This is a genomic window from Kitasatospora sp. NPDC041917, from assembly GCF_055589745.1.
The window spans coordinates 1-17,057 of record NZ_JBVJBI010000028.1 but is presented as its reverse complement, the minus strand read 5'-3'; the positions used below and the strand labels follow the sequence as shown (position 1 = coordinate 17,057).

Sequence of the window (17,057 nt, the reverse complement as noted above, 5' to 3'; positions counted from 1 at the left end):
GTCAGAGAGACGACTATGATCGTCGCCATGTCGCGCTACGATCCGTCGGCCTTTCCCCCGTTCGCTGTCACGGTTGACCTCGTGGTGCTGACGGTGCGCGACCACTCGCTCTGCGCCCTGCTGGTCAGACGAGGAGAGCCGCCGTTCCAGGGGTACTGGGCGCTGCCCGGTGGCTTCGTCCGCCCGGACGAGGGCCTGGCCGAGGCCGCCTCCCGCGAGCTGGCCGAGGAGACCGGCCTGCGCGCACACACCGCCCCCGGCCACGACGCGGTCGGTCCCGGCGCGGCCGGTGCCCACCTGGAGCAGCTCGCCACCTACGGCCACCCGCAGCGCGACCCCCGGATGCGCGTGGTCAGCGTCGCCTACCTGGTGCTGGCCCCCGATCTGCCCACGCCCCGGGCCGGCGGCGACGCCAGCAGCGCCCGCTGGGCCCCGGTCGGCGAACTCCTCGGCGAGAACCCGGCCGACGGCGTCCCGCTCGCCTTCGACCACGGCCTGATCCTCGCCGACGGTGTGGAACGCGCCCGCTCCAAGATCGAATACTCCTCCCTCGCCACCGCCTTCTGCCCGACCGAGTTCACCGTCGGCGAGCTGCGCCGGGTCTACGAGGCGGTCTGGGGCGTGGTGCTGGACCCGCGGAACTTCCACCGCAAGGTCACCGGCACCCCCGGCTTCCTGCTGCCCTCGGGCGGCACGACGACGCGTCAGGGCGGCCGTCCGGCCCAGCTGTTCACCGCCGGCGGGGCGACCGTCCTCAACCCGCCCATGCTCCGCCCGGAGTCCTGAGCGCCGCCGGACCCGTGCCCGGCCCGCCCTGTCCCGATCCCACCCGGCCCGCTCCGTCGCGGTGCGCGGCCCCGAAGCAGCCGAATGGCCTGGCCTGGCTGCGAACGCGGGGCCGGCGGCGCAGAGTGTCGGTGGACGCTCCGGCCGCCGGGTCGGAGGCCTTCCGGCCCAGGGAGCCCCGCGATGGCCATCGAGGACTGCGCCAACCAGCGAACCCTCATCGAGGGGCTGGCGGCGGACTACCGGAGCCTCGACGAGACCACCACCGCCACGGAGAAGGAACTGGCCGCACTGCAGGCCGAGCAGGCGGCGCCCGAGGCGATCGCCGCCGTGCAGGAACGGCTGGCCGCCGAGCGGGAGCGACTGGGCGAGATCACGGTGGAGGGCCAGGCCGCCGTCGACGAGTTCCACGCGGTGTGCGGCGGCGAGCAGCTCCCGCCCCCGCCCTGGCCTCCCCGCTAGCGGCTGCGCCCCGTCCTCGGGCACGGCGCTGAGCCCGGCCTGAGCTCCCGGGGCCACCGATGCCGGTGAAGCTCCCGAAGCCCCGGAGCCATCAGCGCTCCCGGAGCCGGCCGGAGCAGCCCGGGTCCGGAGCGGCCCGGGCCCGGAACGGACCGGTCCCCCGTGAATCGCAGGATCGGATTTTCCCCTGATCGGGTGAGGCGGGCAGCCGGTGGGCCCGTGCCGTTCCCGCAATGCCCGGAATAGCCGTCGTCGCCCCCTAATGTGCTGGCGCGGAGCCGCGCGGGTGCATGCCCGCCCCTCAGGGGCGCTCCGCGTCGAGCAGGTCGGCCGAGGGCATGGGAGCAGCCAGCGATGATCCAGATCACCGGACTGACCAAGGTCTATCGCAAGGGCGCTCCGCCCGCGGTACTCGATCTGACCTTCGACGCCCGGCCCGGCACGGTGACCGCGCTGCTCGGCGCCGAGGGGGCGGGCAAGTCCACCGCGCTGCGGCTGATGCTCGAACTCGAACGGGGCCAGGGCGTCACGTTCTTCGGCGACCGCCCGTACCGCCGACTGCGCCACCCCGAGCGCGTGGTCGGGGTGATGATGCCCGGCGCCGGGGAGTCCGCAGTGGCCGGTCACCCGGGCCGCAAGGCGCGCAGCCACCTGCGGATGCTCGCCGCGGCCGTCGGCGTCCCGGCCCGCCGGGCCGACGAACTGCTGGAGCAGACCAGGCTGGCCGCGGTCGCCGGGCAGCGGCTGCGCACCTTCTCGCCCGGCATGCACCGCCGCCTGGCGCTGGCCGCCGCCCTGCTCGGCGACCCCGGCACGCTGCTGCTGGACGGGCCCGCCGACGGCCTGTCACCGCGCAACGTCGAGTGGTTCCACTCCTTCCTGCGCTCCTTCGGCGCCGCCGGCGGAACGGTCCTGGTGACCACCCGCAGCCCGCAGGAGGCCTCGCAGCTCGCGGACCGGGTGGTCACCCTGGACCGCGGCCGGCTGGTGGCCGACCAGCCCGTCGCGGAGTTCCGGCAGACCAGGCTCAGTCCCGAAGTGGCCGTCCGGGGGCCGCAGATGGCGCGACTGGCCGATCTGCTGGTCAGCCAGGGCGCGGACGTCCGCCGGGACGGCAGCGTCGGTCTCGCGGTGGCCGGGATCGACCGCACCGAGATCGGCGAACTCGCCTACCGCCACGGGATCCTGCTGCACGAGCTGGCCGACCGGGTGGTCGAGCAGCCGGCGCCGCGGGTCGTCCTTCCGGTCGGCTCGGGCCGCTCCGGCGACCTCCGCGTCCACCCGGAACCCGAGGCCGGTCCGAGCCAGGAGCCTGGCCGGCGGCCGAACCGGGAGCCGAACCGGGAGCCAGGCCCGAAGCCGCCCGCCCGGCGGGTCCCCGAACCGGCCGCCGAGCCCGTTCCGGGCGAGGCCGTGACGTCCCCGGCCGAGCCCACGACGGCACCGCCCCCGACCCCGGCCCCGGCCGAACCGGCCACCGCCGCCGCGCCGGGAGGCGCCGCCGTCCCGAAGCGCGGCGCTCCCCGCCGCCCCCGGCAGGACGGTTCCCTGCCCGCCCGCGCCCTGCCCGCCGTGGCCGTCGCCGCCGCCCTCCCGGCCGCCGCGCTCCCCGTCCTCGGCTCGGCCGGCCGCCGACCCGAGCCGCCGGGCCGTCGCCCCGGGCCGTCCATGCGGACGGGGGCCGACGCCATGGACGAACCCGCGCCCACGGTGGCCGTCGACCGGCTCTTCCGCGACGACCCGGCCCCGCCGCTGGAGCCCGCCCGGGTCCGGCCCCTCGGCCGCCGGGCCAGTGCCGACGACCTGCTCACCGACGACACCGTGCGTCTCCGGCGCCCCGCCTCGGGCGCGACCGCCGTCCGAGCCTCCGCCGTCCGGGGCGCCGTCGCCCAGAGCCCCGTCAGGCGAGCCGCCCCGGCCACCCCGGCCACCCCGGGCACCTCTGCAGCCCCCGCCATCCCCGACGACCACCGGAGCGAGTGAACCGTGCGTGTCCTGGCCTACGAGCTGCGCCGCCTGCGCGGCCTGCGTTCCACCTGGCTGCTGCTCGCCGCCGTACTGCTCGGCGACGCCGGCGTGGCCGCCGTCCTGGCGAGCCAGGCCCCGGACGGCCCGCTGACGGCCCCGGCGGGGGTGCGGCTGCTGACCGCCGCCGTCCCACTGATCCCGCTGCCCTTCGCGGCGCTCGGCGCCGGGGTACTGGGCGCGCTCTCGTACGGGCACGAGGTGCGCCACCCGGGGCTGGTGGCCTCGCAGGTGTCGTACCCGCGCCGGGTGCGGCTGCTGCTGGCCAAGCTGGTGGTGATCGGCCCGGTCGCGGCGCTGCTGGCGCTGGCCACCCTGCTGTTCGACATGGTGGCCGTGCACCTCGCGCTGCCGGACGGCGTCACGGTGGCGGCCTGGGCGGACCCGTCCGCACTGTCGGACCGGGTCTTCGAGGCGCTGACGGGTGCGGGGGTGTCCGGGCTGTCCGACCTGCCGGGCGTGGGCGCCCCGCTGGGGCTGGTGGCCGGCCACGGGGTGCCCGCCGCACTGCTGGCCTTCGTCCTGCTCACCGTGGTGGCGGGCTGGACCGGGGTGCTGGCCGCCTCGCTGACCCGCAGTGCCGCGGCCGGGGTGCTGCTGCTGTGCGCGCTGCCGCCGCTGCTGGAGTCCGGCGTCGCCCTGCTGCTGCGCCGCACCGGCAGGCCGTGGCCGACCCGGGCGACCGAACTGCTGCCGTTCCAGTCCGGGATCGAGTGGGCCTACGGCTGGGTGTACGGCGGTGCGCACGAGGCGGTGGCCGGGAGCGCGGCGTTGACCGATCCGGCGCTGCTCGCCGCGGTCGCGACCCCTGCGGCGCTCCTACTGCTGGCCGCCCTGCTGGCCCAGGCCCGCCGCCGCGCCCTGTAGCGCCGCGTCGCACGGAACCGCCCGCGTCGCGTGGAACCGCCCGCGCAGCGCTGGGCCCCGATGAACCGCGCTGAGCCGCTTGTGCGGGGCCGCCCGCCCGGGCCCGAGGCCGTGTCACGGGTGCGGTCCCGCCCCGGACTTCCAAGATCGACCAGCAGTGACCGGAATGCGCGGTTCTTCCTGATAAGAAGTCAATTATCCAGTCACGGTCGATCACCCTTTCGTGTGCTTTTCACGAGAATTCTCAAGCCACGCCTGCCGATCGCCGACAAAGGAGGCGTGAGTACCCTTGCGCACCCCACCATGACCCCCGCCCGTTCCGCCGAAGGGCCCATCCACGGTCCCGGCGACCTGGACCGCTTCTCGTACGCCGACCGGCCGACCCCGCCGGTGCCCCGCTGGGAGGGCGCCGAGTCGGACATCGCCCGGGTCGGCCGCAAGACCACCAGCAGCCGGGGCCGTGGTCTGCACGGCCAGCTGGTCCAGCAGCTCGGTCAGATGATCGTCTCCGGCGACCTCGGTGCCGACCGCCCGCTGGTGCCCGAGGAGATCGGCCAGCGGTTCGAGGTCTCCCGCACCGTCGTCCGCGAGTCGCTGCGCGTGCTGGAGGCCAAGGGCCTGGTCAGCGCCCGGCCGAACGTCGGCACCCGGGTCCGTCCGGTCGGCGACTGGAACCTGCTGGACCCGGACATCATCGAGTGGCGCGCCTTCGGGCCGCAGCGGGACGAGCAGCGCCGGGAGCTGTTCGAGCTCCGCTGGGCGATCGAGCCGCTGGCCGCCCGGCTCGCCTCCGGCCACGGCCGGGAGGACGTCCAGCAGCGCCTGGCCGAGCTGGTCGAGATCATGAGCCACGCCGCCTCCCAGGCCGACCTCTCGACCTACACCCGGGCCGACGCCGAGCTGCACGGCCTGGTCCTCCAGATGGCCGGCAACCGGATGCTGGAGCACCTGTCCGGGATCGTCGCCTGCGCGCTGCAGGTCTCGGGCGGTCCGGCGATCTCCTGCGAGCGCCCCACGGAGTCCTCGGTCAGCCTGCACGCCCGGCTGGTGGAGGCGCTGGGCGCCGGCGACGGCGCCGCGGGCGAGGTCGCGATGCGGGCGCTGCTCACCGTCCATCCCGAGATCGAGCCCTCCGTTCCCGCGCCCAGGGAGCACTGAACGGGCTGTTTTCCACGAGCGGAGGCGCCGGACGGCGGCGGCCCGCTCCGCCCGGGCCCTCCGGCCGCACCGCGCGGCGCAGCCGGGGGGCTTCCGCATGCCGCCGTCCCACCGGGCAGAGCCGGCGGAGGCCGCGTGGCCCGAGGGGCGGAGTCCCCAGGGGGGCGAACCGCCGGGAGCGGCCCGGCGAATGCGGGTGGCGAAAGCGGGTGGCGAAAGCGGGCCCACGTCGGACTTGTCCATGACAATAGATTCACCGGTGAGTGCGCGATGATGGAACCGGCTCCGGGTTGCGGGCGCCGGATGGTGTGACCCGCGACACGAAGGCCATGCGTAACACTTGACGAGTAGCAGCGATGTGTCCTGAGCGGAAGCAGCTCCGGAATACTCCAACATGTCAGAATGCTGTGTTGGTCCGCGGCGCTGCTGCCGTCCTGCAAACCCAGTCCTCAAGCCCGAGTCGGTCGGAATCGACACCGCGCGTCCGACGCGCGATCTCCTTCCCCGCCCGCTCGGGCGGCCGGTACGGGTTCGAGATCCACTCATCGTCCGAGAGGTTGTTCGTGTCGGCCAGCACATCCCGTTCGCTTCCCCCCGAGATCGCCGAGTCCGCGGCTCTGCTGGCTCTCATCGAGCGGGGCAAGGCCCAGGGGCAGATCGCCGGTGACGACGTGCGCCAGGCGTTCGAGGCGGACCAGATCCCGGTCACCAAGTGGAAGAACGTCATGCGCAGCCTCAATCAGGTGCTGATTGAGGAGGGCGTGGACCTCATGGTCAGCGCGGCCGAACCGGCCGGCGCCAAGCGCAAGAGCGTTGCTGCCAAGAGCCCCACCAAGCGCACCGCCACCAAGGCTGTCACCACCCGGACCCCGTCGGCCCCGACCAAGCCGCCCGTGCGGATCGCCCCCGGCGCTCCCGTCGCGGCTCCGGCCGTCGTCGCCGCCGCGGCCACGGCTCCCACCGTCTCCGCCGAGATCACCGTCGAGGAGACGACCGGCGTCGTCGCCGGGGTGAAGGCGGCTCCCGCCAAGAAGGCCGCGCCGGCCAAGAAGGCCGCCGCCAAGAAGACCGCCGCGCCGGCCAAGAAGACCGCCGCCAAGAAGACCGCCGCCGGCAAGACCGCCAAGGGCGACGAGGAGCTGCTCGGCGAGGAGGAGCTGCTCGAGGACGTCGCGCTGCCCGGTGACAAGACCGAGGCCGAGGGCACCGGTCCGGAGGAGGAGTCGGAGGGCTTCGTCCTCTCCGACGACGACGAGGACGACGCGCCGGCCCAGCAGGTCGCCGTCGCCGGCGCCACCGCCGACCCGGTCAAGGACTACCTGAAGCAGATCGGCAAGGTCCCGCTGCTCAACGCCGAGCAGGAGGTCGAGCTCGCCAAGCGCATCGAGGCCGGTCTGTTCGCCGAGGACAAGCTCTCGGCCGCCGACAAGCTCGCCCCGAAGCTCAAGCGCGAGCTGGAGATCATCGCCGAGGACGGCCGCCGGGCCAAGAACCACCTGCTGGAGGCCAACCTCCGTCTGGTGGTCTCGCTGGCCAAGCGCTACACCGGTCGCGGCATGCTCTTCCTGGACCTGATCCAGGAGGGCAACCTCGGTCTGATCCGTGCGGTCGAGAAGTTCGACTACACCAAGGGCTACAAGTTCTCGACCTACGCCACCTGGTGGATCCGCCAGGCGATCACCCGCGCCATGGCCGACCAGGCCCGCACCATCCGCATCCCGGTGCACATGGTCGAGGTCATCAACAAGCTGGCCCGCGTCCAGCGCCAGATGCTCCAGGACCTGGGCCGCGAGCCCACCCCGGAGGAGCTGGCCAAGGAACTCGACATGACCCCCGAGAAGGTCATCGAGGTCCAGAAGTACGGCCGTGAGCCGATCTCGCTGCACACCCCGCTGGGCGAGGACGGCGACAGCGAGTTCGGTGACCTGATCGAGGACTCCGAGGCGGTCGTCCCGGCCGACGCGGTCTCCTTCACCCTGCTCCAGGAGCAGCTGCACTCGGTGCTGGACACCCTGTCCGAGCGCGAGGCGGGCGTGGTCTCGATGCGCTTCGGTCTGACCGACGGCCAGCCGAAGACGCTGGACGAGATCGGCAAGGTGTACGGGGTCACCCGTGAGCGCATCCGCCAGATCGAGTCGAAGACCATGTCGAAGCTGCGCCACCCGTCGCGCTCCCAGGTGCTGCGCGACTACCTGGACTGATCGACGGCAGTCGTTCCATGCGAAGGCCCGGAGCCGCACGGCTCCGGGCCTTCGCGGCTGTCCGGGCCCGGGCGTGTCAGCGTCCGGGTGCTGGTTGTCGCTCGTCCGGGTGGCGGCGCGGCGGGAAGTGGTCGCACGGTGTAGCCGGTCACCTACGCTGTGCCGGTTGCCTGCTTCCGAGCCTCCTGGAGTCACGGTGCCGACCGAGCCGGACCGCACTGACCTGCCGACGCCCATCCTGTTTCCGGCAGACCTCGCCGATCCGGCCGATCCGGCCGTCGGCCGGGCGGGCCGCCGCCGCAGGGCCGCCGTGCTGGCGCTGCTGGCCGCCGTGCCCGTCCCGCTGGTCGCCCTCGGCGGCGCGGCGCCGGCCGAGGCCCAGCGCCGGGTGGTCGGCGGCACGGCGGCGAGCACCGAGGACCACCCGTGGATCGTGGCGCTGTCCAGCCGCCAGCAGTTCGGCAGCGGCCGTTCCGGCCAGTTCTGCGGGGGCGCGCTGGTCACCCCGACCAAGGTGGTCACGGCCGCGCACTGCTTCTACGACGAGGGCAAGGGCCGGGTGGAGCGGCCGGGCCTCAAGGTGATCGTCGGCCGGGACGACATGCGCGGCACGGCCGGCCGCGAGGTGGCGGTGCGGTCGGTCTGGATCCACCCCGACTACTCCTTCGACGCGAACATGAACGACGTCGCGGTGATCACCCTGGCCGAGTCCCAGGGCGCCCGGCCGGTGGTCGAGCTGGTCGGCCAGGGCGAGACGGCGCCGTACCTGGCCGGGACCACGACGCAGGTGTACGGCTGGGGCGACACCACCGGGCGGGGCGACTACTCGCCCACGCTGCGCGGGGTGTCCGTGCCGATCGTGCCGGACGGGGCCTGTGCGCAGGCGTACCCGGGCGGGCGGGACGGAAAGTTCGACGCCCGGGGCATGGTCTGCGCGGGCGAGGAGCGGGGCGGCAAGGACGCCTGCCAGGGCGACAGCGGCGGCCCGATGATCGTCGAGGGCCGGCTGGTGGGCCTGGTGTCCTGGGGGACGGGCTGCGCCGAGGCGGCCCACCCGGGTGTCTACACCAGGGTGTCCTCGGTCGCCGACGCGGTGCGCTCGGTCCTGTGAACGCCCGCGGACGCGGTGTGCCCGGTGCCGCGGACGTCGCGGTGGGTGTGCGCCCAGTCACGTGCTGACGCCGGGTTCTGACGCGGCGTCGGCAGTCGTGGCCGGGCTGTCACCGGACCCGGGAGGGTGCCCGGGGGTACAGCAGAGCCGGGCGGCCGGCCCCCGAGGGGGTCAGCCGCCCGGCCCACCGGTCGCGCGCGGTGCACGACCGGACACAGCTCGACGCCGGCTGCTGGTTTTGGCGCCCGGGATCAGCGCTCGTCTTCGGTCGCCGTGGCGGTGGTCGTGGTGAGACGGCCGCTCTCGTCCTGTATCTCCACGGCGATCTTCTTGAGCTCGGGCTCGAACTTCCGGCCGTGGTGGGCGCAGAAGAGCAGCTCTCCGCCGCTGGCGAGTACGACGCGCAGGTAGGCCTGGGCGCCGCAGCGGTCGCAGCGGTCAGCCGCGGTCAGCGGGCTCGCAGGGGTCAGAACAGTAGTCACGTCGCCTCTTCTCTAGCTCGACGAGCTGTCGTACCAGGGTCAACATCCAACCAGGCCGAAAACGTTCCCGCTCGTGGCTTTTCTTCTCTGAGGATTCTGCTGTGTTGATGAGGACGTGCCCCGGGCGTCGGTGGTTCATGCGTGCCGATTCCCGGGATCCGCCCGTCGCTCGAACGCCCGATCGGGATCGGGTACGAGGTCCGCGTAGCATAATCCTCTGCCGGGTTGGAGCATAAGCCCCGCCCCGGGCCCCGGTAGCCTGCATAACGGCAGTTCCGGAGCCTGTGCCGGGTCCCACGATCCGCCAGGACCGGTGGTACCGGGAGGAGATGGCGCCCCCGGGGTCCGTACCCGGGTCCGGTGCTTGTTCGCGCAGCGCGTACAAGCTGCGCGGGGCCGGCCCGACGTGCTGTGCACCCGGCGCAGGGGCTCGGGCACGCAGGGCGACGGGTGTCGGTGCGGCGTGCTGCACTGGCGTTTGGTCCGGATGCGTCCGGATGTGACCGATGAGACAGAACTTCACCGAGGAGAGTGCCGCGTGAGTGCCGAAACGACCGTGCCGTCCGCGCTGCTGGCCGGCGACGACGGTTCCAACTACACCGCGCGGCACCTGCTCGTCCTGGAGGGCCTGGAGGCGGTCCGCAAGCGCCCCGGCATGTACATCGGCTCGACCGACAGCCGCGGTCTGATGCACTGCCTCTGGGAGATCATCGACAACTCCGTCGACGAGGCGCTCGGCGGCTACTGCGACCGCATCGACGTCGTGCTGCACCCCGACTCCTCGGTCGAGGTCCGGGACAACGGGCGCGGCATCCCGGTCGACGTCGAACCCAAGACCGGGCTGTCCGGCGTCGAGGTCGTGATGACCAAGCTGCACGCCGGCGGCAAGTTCGGCGGCGGCTCCTACGCGGCCTCCGGCGGCCTGCACGGCGTCGGCGCCTCGGTCGTCAACGCGCTCTCCGCCCGCCTCGACGTCGAGGTCGACCGCGGCGGGCACACCCACGCGATCAGCTTCCGCCGCGGCACCCCCGGCCTCTTCACCGAGACCAGCCCGGACGCGCCCTTCGAGCCCGGCAACGGCCTGACCAGGGCCCGCAAGGTGCCGAAGACCCGCACCGGCACCCGGATCCGCTACTGGGCCGACCGGCAGATCTTCCTCAAGGACGCCAAGCTCTCCCTGGAGACGCTGCACAGCCGCGCCCGGCAGACCGCCTTCCTGGTCCCCGGCCTCACCATCGTGGTGCGTGACGAGCGGCTCACCGAGAGCGAGAAGGTCGAGGAGAGCACCTTCCGCTTCGACGGCGGCATCGCCGAGTTCTGCGAGTTCCTGGCCCCCGACAAGCCGGTCTGCGACGTGGTGCGGCTGCACGGCGAGGGCACCTTCAAGGAGACCGTGCCGGTCCTGGACGACCTCGGGCACATGACCCCCACCGAGGTCACCCGTCACCTCGGTGTGGACATCGCGCTGCGCTGGGGGACCGGCTACGACACCACGCTGCGCTCCTTCGTCAACATCATCGCCACCCCCAAGGGCGGCACCCACGTCACCGGTTTCGAGCGCTCGCTGGCCAAGACGGTCAACGAGGCGCTGCGCGCGGGCAAGCTGCTGCGCGTCGCCGAGGACGACATCACCAAGGACGACGCCACCGAGGGCCTCACCGCGGTGGTCACCGTCCGGCTCGCCGAGCCGCAGTTCGAGGGCCAGACCAAGGAGGTGCTCGGCACCTCGGCGGCCAACCGGATCGTCGCGGCCGTCGTCGCCAAGGAGCTCAAGGCCTTCCTGACCTCGGCCAAGAAGGACCAGAAGCTCCAGGCCCGGGCCGTGCTCGACAAGGTCGTCGCGGCCGCCCGCACCCGGGTCGCCGCCCGGCAGCACAAGGAGGCCCAGCGCCGCAAGACCGCGCTGGAGACCAGCTCGCTGCCCGCCAAGCTGGCCGACTGCCGCAGCGACGACGTCGACCGCAGCGAACTGTTCATCGTCGAGGGGGACTCCGCGCTCGGCACCGCCAAGCTCGCCCGCAACTCCGAGTTCCAGGCGCTGCTGCCGATCCGCGGCAAGATCCTCAACGTGCAGAAGGCCTCGGTGAGCGACATGCTCAAGAACGCCGAGTGCGCCGCGATCATCCAGGTGATAGGGGCCGGCTCGGGCCGCACCTTCGACATCGACCAGGCCCGCTACGGCCGGGTCATCTTCATGGCCGACGCCGACGTCGACGGTTCGCACATCCGCACCCTGCTGCTCACCCTCTTCCACCGCTACATGCGGCCGATGGTCGAGCAGGGCCGGGTCTTCGCCGCCGTGCCGCCGCTGCACCGGATCGAGCTCACCAGCCCCAAGCGCGGCCAGGAGAAGTACCACTACACCTACTCCGACGCCGAACTGCGCTCCACGCTGCTGGAGTTCCAGCGCAAGAACCAGCGCTGGAAGGAGCCGGTGCAGCGTTACAAGGGCCTGGGCGAGATGGACGCCGACCAGCTGGCCGAGACCACCATGGACCCGCGCCACCGCACGCTGCGCCGGATCAACCTGGGCGACCTGGAGCAGGCCGAGAGGATCTTCGACCTGCTGATGGGCAACGACGTCGCCCCCCGCAAGGAGTTCATCGTGGACTCGGCGGCCACCCTGGACCGCTCCCGCATCGACGCCTGATCCCGGCCGTGCGCGAGGGCCCTCCACCCGTGGGTGGAGGGCCCTCGCGCTGCCGGTTCCACCCGTGCTCCACCCCGGCTCCGATCAGCGGGAAGCGCCGGATCCGTAGCGTCGGAGAGGTCAGCAACAAGCCTCTCCCCGGGACGGAGAATTCGATGGGTTCCATCGCCAACATCCTCGTAGGCCTCGCGGTGGTGGTCCTGGTGGTCCAGCGCCAGATGCGCGTCCAGCGCCTGGACACCGAGCGCCGTTTCTGGCTGCTGCCGCTGATCCTGGGCGCGCTCGCGCTGCGCGACCCGCAGCTCGTCGACCACCGGCACACCGCGCTCTCCGCCGGGCTGCTGGCCGCCGGACTGGTCGCCGTGCTCGCGATGGGCACGGTCTGGGGCTGGACCGTCCGGATCTGGCGGGCCTCCGACGGCAGCGTCCTGGTCAAGGGCACCAGGGCCACCGTGGCCGCCTGGTGCGGGATGATCGCCGTCCGGATCGGCCTGTACGCGGTCGGTGCGGCCCTGCACGTCCACCAGGCGGGCAGTTCGCTGATGCTGGGCATGGCGGTCCTGCTGCTGGTCCGCTCCTTCGTGGTGAACTGGAGGGCCCGGACGCTGGAGCCCTCGCGGCCCGCCGCCGCACTGCACTGACCCGCCGCCGTGAGCATCGAGGAGGCCCCGTGGCCGGGTGGTACTGGACCCGCTGGCCGTCCCGGGAAGGGATCGGCCACGAGGACGAGAGCCGGCCGCGGCGGGTCCTGTCCGTGTTCGGCCGGAGCGTCCTGCTGGTCGTCGTCGGCTGGGGGACCTTCTCCGGCGGCAGGTACACCGGCTGGACGGTGGCGGCCGCGGCGGCCGGGCTGGTCGCGGCCGTCGCCCTCTGCACGGCGTACCTGCGGGTCACCCGGGAGCAGCGCCCGGCGGTCTCGTACCTGCTGGCCGCCGGCCTGGTCGGCGGCGGCTGGCTCGCCGACCGGGGGCTGGCCCACACGCTGGCCTACTTCCTGTGGATCGGGTTGACCGTGACGGCTCTGATCCGGCTGCCGCCCGCGCCCGCGCTGGTCGTCGCGGCGGCGGCGCTGGGTTCGTACACGGCGGCCTCCCCGGCGGGCTGGCTCGGCAACGCCGCCACCGTCGGGGGCTCCGTCCTGGTCGGCTGCCTGCTGCGGCTGGACATCGAGGCGCGCGGCACCGCCCGCCGGCTGCTCGCCCAGGAGCGGGCCGCCCAGGCCGCCCAGGCGGAGAGCGCGGCGCTCGCCGAACGGGCCAGGATCGCGCGGGAGATCCACGACGTGCTCGCCCACAGCCTCTCCGCGCAGCTCGTCCACCTGGAGGCGGCCCGGCTGATGCTGGACGCCGGGACGGACCGCGAGCAGATCCGTGAACGGGTCGTCGCCGCCCGGCGGATGGCGCAGGACGGGCTGGTCGAGACCCGCCAGGCACTGTCCGCGCTGCGCGGGGAGCTCACCCCGGTCGGGGAGTTCCTGGTCGAGCTGACCGGTCGGGAGCGGGCCGCCCTCACCGTCACCGGCACGCCCCGTCCGCTCGCCGCCGAGGCCGCCCTCGCGGTGCGGCGCACCGCGCAGGAGGCGATGACCAACGTCCGCAAGCACGCGTCCGGGGCCCGCGGCTCCGTCGAACTGCGCTACCTGGACGGCGCGGTGGAGCTGGAGGTGTGCAACACCCGGCCGCCGCGCGGCCAATCCGCCGGTGAGTCCCCGTCGGAGGAGCTGGCCGCCAGTGGCAGCGGGTACGGTCTGCTGGGAATGCGCGAACGCGCGGAACTGCTCGGGGGCACGCTGCTGGCGGGCCCGCAGGACGGAGGGTGGCGCGTGCTGCTGCGGGTGCCGGCATGAGTGAGCACATGGGCGGTGCGGGGGCGATCAGGGTGGTGGTCGCGGACGACCAGACGGTGGTGCGCGAGGGCATCGTGATGCTGCTGGGGCTGTTGCCCGGCATCGAGGTGGTCGGTGCGGCCGGGGACGGGGAGGAGGCCGTCGCCCTGGTGGAGCGTCATCACCCGGACGTGGTGCTGATGGATCTGCGGATGCCGCGCTGCGACGGGGTCGAGGCGACGAGGCGGATCCGCGCGGCGCACCCGGAGACCGAGGTCGTGGTGCTCACCACCTACGCCGACGACGACTCGCTGTTCCCGGCGCTCCGGGCCGGGGCGCGCGGCTACCTCACCAAGGACGCCGGCGCCGAGGAGATCGCCCGGGCCGTCGCGGACGTCCGCTCGGGTGCCGCCGGGCTCTCCCCGCAGGTCCAACTCCGGCTGCTGGAAAGGCTTTCGGAGCAGCACGGCGACGCCGGGCCGGCTGCCGGGAGGCCCGGAACCCGGTCGGGGGAGCTGCCCGACGGGCTGACCGTCCGGGAGGCCGAGGTGCTGGCGCTGATCGCCGAGGGGCTGTCCAACGCCGAGATCGCCCAGCGGCTGTTCGTCAGCCAGGCGACCGTGAAGACCCACATCAACAATCTGTTCGCCAAGACCGCGGTGCGGGACCGGGCTCAGGCGGTCGCGTACGCGTTCCGACACGGAATCACTGGGACGCAGCAGTAGTCCGATGAGTGTCTGTCGGATGATCGATCACCTCATCGAGTGAACGTATCTGCGATGGTCAGGGGCGCTCTCCTAGGGCCGCCATCATGGTTCGGGTCAGAACATCCGGCCGTCCAGGAGCAGCAGTGCCACAGCAGCAGACGAGCAGTCCCGGCCCGGGACAGCAATTCGACTGGTGGGCCGCTGCGGCCGCCGGTACCCCCGTTGAGTCCGCCGAGCCATCGGCTGCGCACCGCCGGACGGCGGTACCGGCGCAGTCGGGCCCCGCCCCCACGGACCACGTTCCTACGGCCCGGTCGGCAGAGGCCGCCGTCGGGTCAGTGGCCGTCGGCGCACCGGTCCACGGGGCCGCCGTCGAGCCGTTCGCCCAGAGCATCCCAGCCGATCCGGCGGCCCCGGCCGCACCGCACGCACCACTCGACGAGGAACCGGTCGCCGACCGCACCGAGGTCTACCGGACGGTTCAGGCCAGCGAGACGTTCCTGCAGATCCGCCGCAGCTACCGGACCTTCGTCTTCCCGATCACCGGGGCCTTCCTCGCCTGGTACCTGCTGTACGTCGCCGCCCAGGCGGGTGCCCCCGACCTGATGCGCAGGACGGTGGCCGGCCCGCTCAACGTGGCCTGGCTGCTGGGGCTGCTGCAGTTCGCCTCGACCTTCCTGCTCACCTGGCTCTACGCCCGCAACTCCCGGACCAAGCGCGACCGCGCCGCCCTGGGCCTGCGCTGGGACACCCAGGACCAGCTGCGATGACGCCCCTGCTGGCCACCGTGCCCACCGATGCGGCCAAGGCCGCGGTGCAGACCGCCGTCCGGACCGTGGTGTCGACCGCCACCCCGCCGCCGGTCGCCCCCACCGGCGACCACCACTCGCTCGCCATCGCGCTGTTCGCCGTCGTCGTCCTGGTCACCCTGGGGGTCACCCTCTGGGTCGGCCGCCAGGGCAACGCCGCCGAGGACTTCTTCGCCGGCGGCCGCGACTTCACCCCGCTGCAGAACGGCTTCGCGCTCTCCGGGGACTACCTCTCCGCCGCGTCCTTCCTGGGCGTCGCCGGGCTGATCGCGCTGTACGGCTACGACGGCGTGCTCTACAGCATCGGCTTCCTGGTCGCCTGGCTGGTCGTGCTGATGCTGGTCGCCGAACTCGTCCGCAACGCGGGCCGGTACACCCTCGCCGACGTCCTCGCGCTGCGGCTGCGCCGTCGCAAGGTGCGCGCCGCGGCCGGTGGTGCCAGCGTCGTGGTCACCCTGCTCTACCTGGTGGCCCAGATGGTCGGCGCCGGTTCGCTGGTCGCCCTCCTGCTCGGCACCGGCAGCCCGCACGCCCGCACCTGGACCATCATCGCGGTCGGCGCCCTGATGATCGTCTACGTCACCATCGGCGGGATGCGGGCCACCACCTGGATCCAGATCATCAAGGCCTTCCTGCTGACCGGCGGTTCGGTGCTGCTCACGGTGCTGCTGGTGGTCCGCTTCCACGGGGACCTCGGCGAGCTGATGCGCGAGGCCGCCCAGCACAGCGGCGCCGGGCAGCGCTACCTGGAGCCCGGGCTCAAGTACGGCGGCAGCATCACCAGCCGGCTGGACTTCGTCAGCCTCGGGCTCGGCCTGGTGCTCGGCACCGCGGGCCTGCCGCACATCCTGTCCCGCTTCTACACGGTGCCCACCGCGCGGGCCGCCCGCCGCTCCACGATGTGGGCGATCGGCCTGGTCGGCAGCTTCTACCTGATGGCCATCGTGCTCGGCCTCGGCGCCACCGCGCTGATCGGCTCGGCCGAGGTGCGGCACGCCAACTCGGCCGGGAACACCGCCGTTCCGCTGCTCGCCCTGGTGCTCGGCGGCGGCAACGGCAGTACCGGCGGGGTGCTCCTGTTCGCCCTGATCTCGGCGATCGCCTTCGCCACCATCCTCGCGGTGGTCGCCGGGCTGACCCTGGCCTCCTCGGCGGCCTTCGCCCACGACATCTGGGCCGGCGCCTGGCGCGCCCGGCCGAGCCGCGAACAGCTGAAGAGCCGCGAACAGTTGAAGAACGGCCGCGGGCGGCGCCGCCGGGGCGAGACCGTCCCGGCCTCCCGGGCGGCGGAGGAACCGGTCTCCGAGCTCAGTGAGCAGCAGGAGGTGGTGGTCGCCCGGTTCGCCGCCGCCGGGATCGGTGCGACGGCGATCGTGATCAGCCTCTTCGCCCAGCAGCTGAACGTCGCCTTCCTGGTGGGCCTGGCCTTCGCCGTCGCCGCGTCCTCCAACCTGCCGGTGCTGCTGTACAGCCTGTTCTGGTCGCGGTTCACCGCTCGCGGCGCGGTCTGGGCGGTGTACGGCGGGCTGGTTCCGGCGATCGTGCTGGTGTTCTTCTCGCCGGTGGTGTCCGGTTCCCCCGAGGCGCTCTTCCCGGGCCTCGACTTCCACTGGTTCCCGCTGGAGAACCCGGGCATCGTCTCCATCCCGCTGGGCTTCCTGGCCGGCTGGGTCGGGACGGTCACCTCGTCCGAGCCCGCCGATCCGGACCGGTTCGCCGAGCTGGAGGTACGTGCACTCACCGGTGCGGGCGCGGCCTGAGCCGTCGCGCCCGGGGAACCCCGGCGGGCCTGGGGCCGCCGGGGTTCCCCCCTGTCCGGCCCCAGGCCCGAGACCACGTCCGGCCCGGCCCCTGTCCGGCCCCTGTCCGGAGACCACGCCCTAGTGAGCTGGTCTTGAGATCTGCGGTCGCCACGTGAGGCGCTTCGCGTCACAGTTTCGGTGTTCTCCGCGCTCCGGGTGGTGACATGGCGTC

Annotated in this window: 14 protein-coding genes; 13 read left to right on the top strand and 1 reads right to left on the bottom strand. The window is 73.3% G+C overall.

Annotated elements, in window-relative coordinates; all coding sequences use genetic code 11:
• The first annotated feature begins 27 nt into the window (after positions 1-27).
• The 7 genes from ACZ6EM_RS28130 to ACZ6EM_RS28100 all read left to right on the top strand — a co-directional run bounded on the left by ACZ6EM_RS28130 (position 28) and on the right by ACZ6EM_RS28100 (position 8,610).
• Positions 28-786, top strand: coding sequence for an NUDIX hydrolase (locus ACZ6EM_RS28130; protein WP_359912725.1), 759 nt, complete (start codon positions 28-30; stop codon positions 784-786).
• Between the two features lie 183 nt (positions 787-969).
• Positions 970-1,248, top strand: a complete 279-nt coding sequence (locus ACZ6EM_RS28125; RefSeq protein ID WP_387694106.1) for a hypothetical protein — start codon at positions 970-972, stop codon at positions 1,246-1,248.
• A gap of 354 nt (positions 1,249-1,602) precedes the next feature.
• Positions 1,603-3,231 (top strand): ATP-binding cassette domain-containing protein, encoded by a 1,629-nt coding sequence (locus ACZ6EM_RS28120; RefSeq protein ID WP_465773525.1) that lies wholly within the window; start codon positions 1,603-1,605, stop codon positions 3,229-3,231.
• A gap of 3 nt (positions 3,232-3,234) precedes the next feature.
• Positions 3,235-4,140, top strand: coding sequence for a hypothetical protein (locus ACZ6EM_RS28115; RefSeq protein ID WP_452177380.1), 906 nt, complete (start codon positions 3,235-3,237; stop codon positions 4,138-4,140).
• A gap of 225 nt (positions 4,141-4,365) precedes the next feature.
• Entirely contained in the window at positions 4,366-5,298 is a 933-nt protein-coding gene (locus tag ACZ6EM_RS28110; protein ID WP_380540092.1) for a FadR/GntR family transcriptional regulator, read from the top strand.
• Positions 5,299-5,861: 563 nt separating this feature from the next.
• A complete protein-coding gene (locus ACZ6EM_RS28105; RefSeq protein WP_380350869.1) occupies positions 5,862-7,499 on the top strand; it encodes an RNA polymerase sigma factor in 1,638 nt (545 codons plus the stop codon).
• 310 nt (positions 7,500-7,809) lie between these two features.
• Entirely contained in the window at positions 7,810-8,610 is an 801-nt protein-coding gene (locus tag ACZ6EM_RS28100) for a S1 family peptidase (protein ID WP_452177392.1), read from the top strand.
• A 251-nt stretch (positions 8,611-8,861) separates the two neighbouring features.
• On the opposite strand, the gene ACZ6EM_RS28095 is transcribed toward ACZ6EM_RS28100, so the two are convergent.
• The gene (locus tag ACZ6EM_RS28095; RefSeq protein WP_359912625.1) at positions 8,862-9,092 is read right to left on the bottom strand and encodes a DUF7455 domain-containing protein; all 231 of its coding nucleotides are present in this window, start codon (positions 9,090-9,092) and stop codon (positions 8,862-8,864) included.
• A gap of 538 nt (positions 9,093-9,630) precedes the next feature.
• Between ACZ6EM_RS28095 and ACZ6EM_RS28090 the strand changes: the two genes are divergently transcribed.
• The 6 genes from ACZ6EM_RS28090 to ACZ6EM_RS28065 all read left to right on the top strand — a co-directional run bounded on the left by ACZ6EM_RS28090 (position 9,631) and on the right by ACZ6EM_RS28065 (position 16,843).
• Complete coding sequence (locus ACZ6EM_RS28090) at positions 9,631-11,742, top strand: DNA gyrase/topoisomerase IV subunit B (protein ID WP_380540089.1); 2,112 nt, start codon at positions 9,631-9,633, stop codon at positions 11,740-11,742.
• A 155-nt stretch (positions 11,743-11,897) separates the two neighbouring features.
• Positions 11,898-12,383: a DUF1453 domain-containing protein gene (locus ACZ6EM_RS28085; RefSeq protein ID WP_465773524.1), complete on the top strand. Its 486-nt coding sequence runs from the start codon at positions 11,898-11,900 to the stop codon at positions 12,381-12,383.
• Between the two features lie 29 nt (positions 12,384-12,412).
• Positions 12,413-13,588, top strand: coding sequence for a sensor histidine kinase (locus ACZ6EM_RS28080; protein ID WP_465773523.1), 1,176 nt, complete (start codon positions 12,413-12,415; stop codon positions 13,586-13,588).
• A complete protein-coding gene (locus ACZ6EM_RS28075) occupies positions 13,585-14,292 on the top strand; it encodes a response regulator transcription factor (RefSeq protein ID WP_401052582.1) in 708 nt (235 codons plus the stop codon). The genes ACZ6EM_RS28080 and ACZ6EM_RS28075 overlap by 4 nt, the downstream gene beginning before the upstream one ends.
• 320 nt (positions 14,293-14,612) lie before the next feature.
• Entirely contained in the window at positions 14,613-15,044 is a 432-nt protein-coding gene (locus ACZ6EM_RS28070) for a DUF485 domain-containing protein (protein WP_359912610.1), read from the top strand.
• The gene (locus tag ACZ6EM_RS28065; protein WP_401052580.1) at positions 15,041-16,843 is read left to right on the top strand and encodes a solute symporter family protein; all 1,803 of its coding nucleotides are present in this window, start codon (positions 15,041-15,043) and stop codon (positions 16,841-16,843) included. Before ACZ6EM_RS28070 ends, ACZ6EM_RS28065 begins: the two co-directional genes overlap by 4 nt.
• Positions 16,844-17,057: the final 214 nt, after the last annotated feature.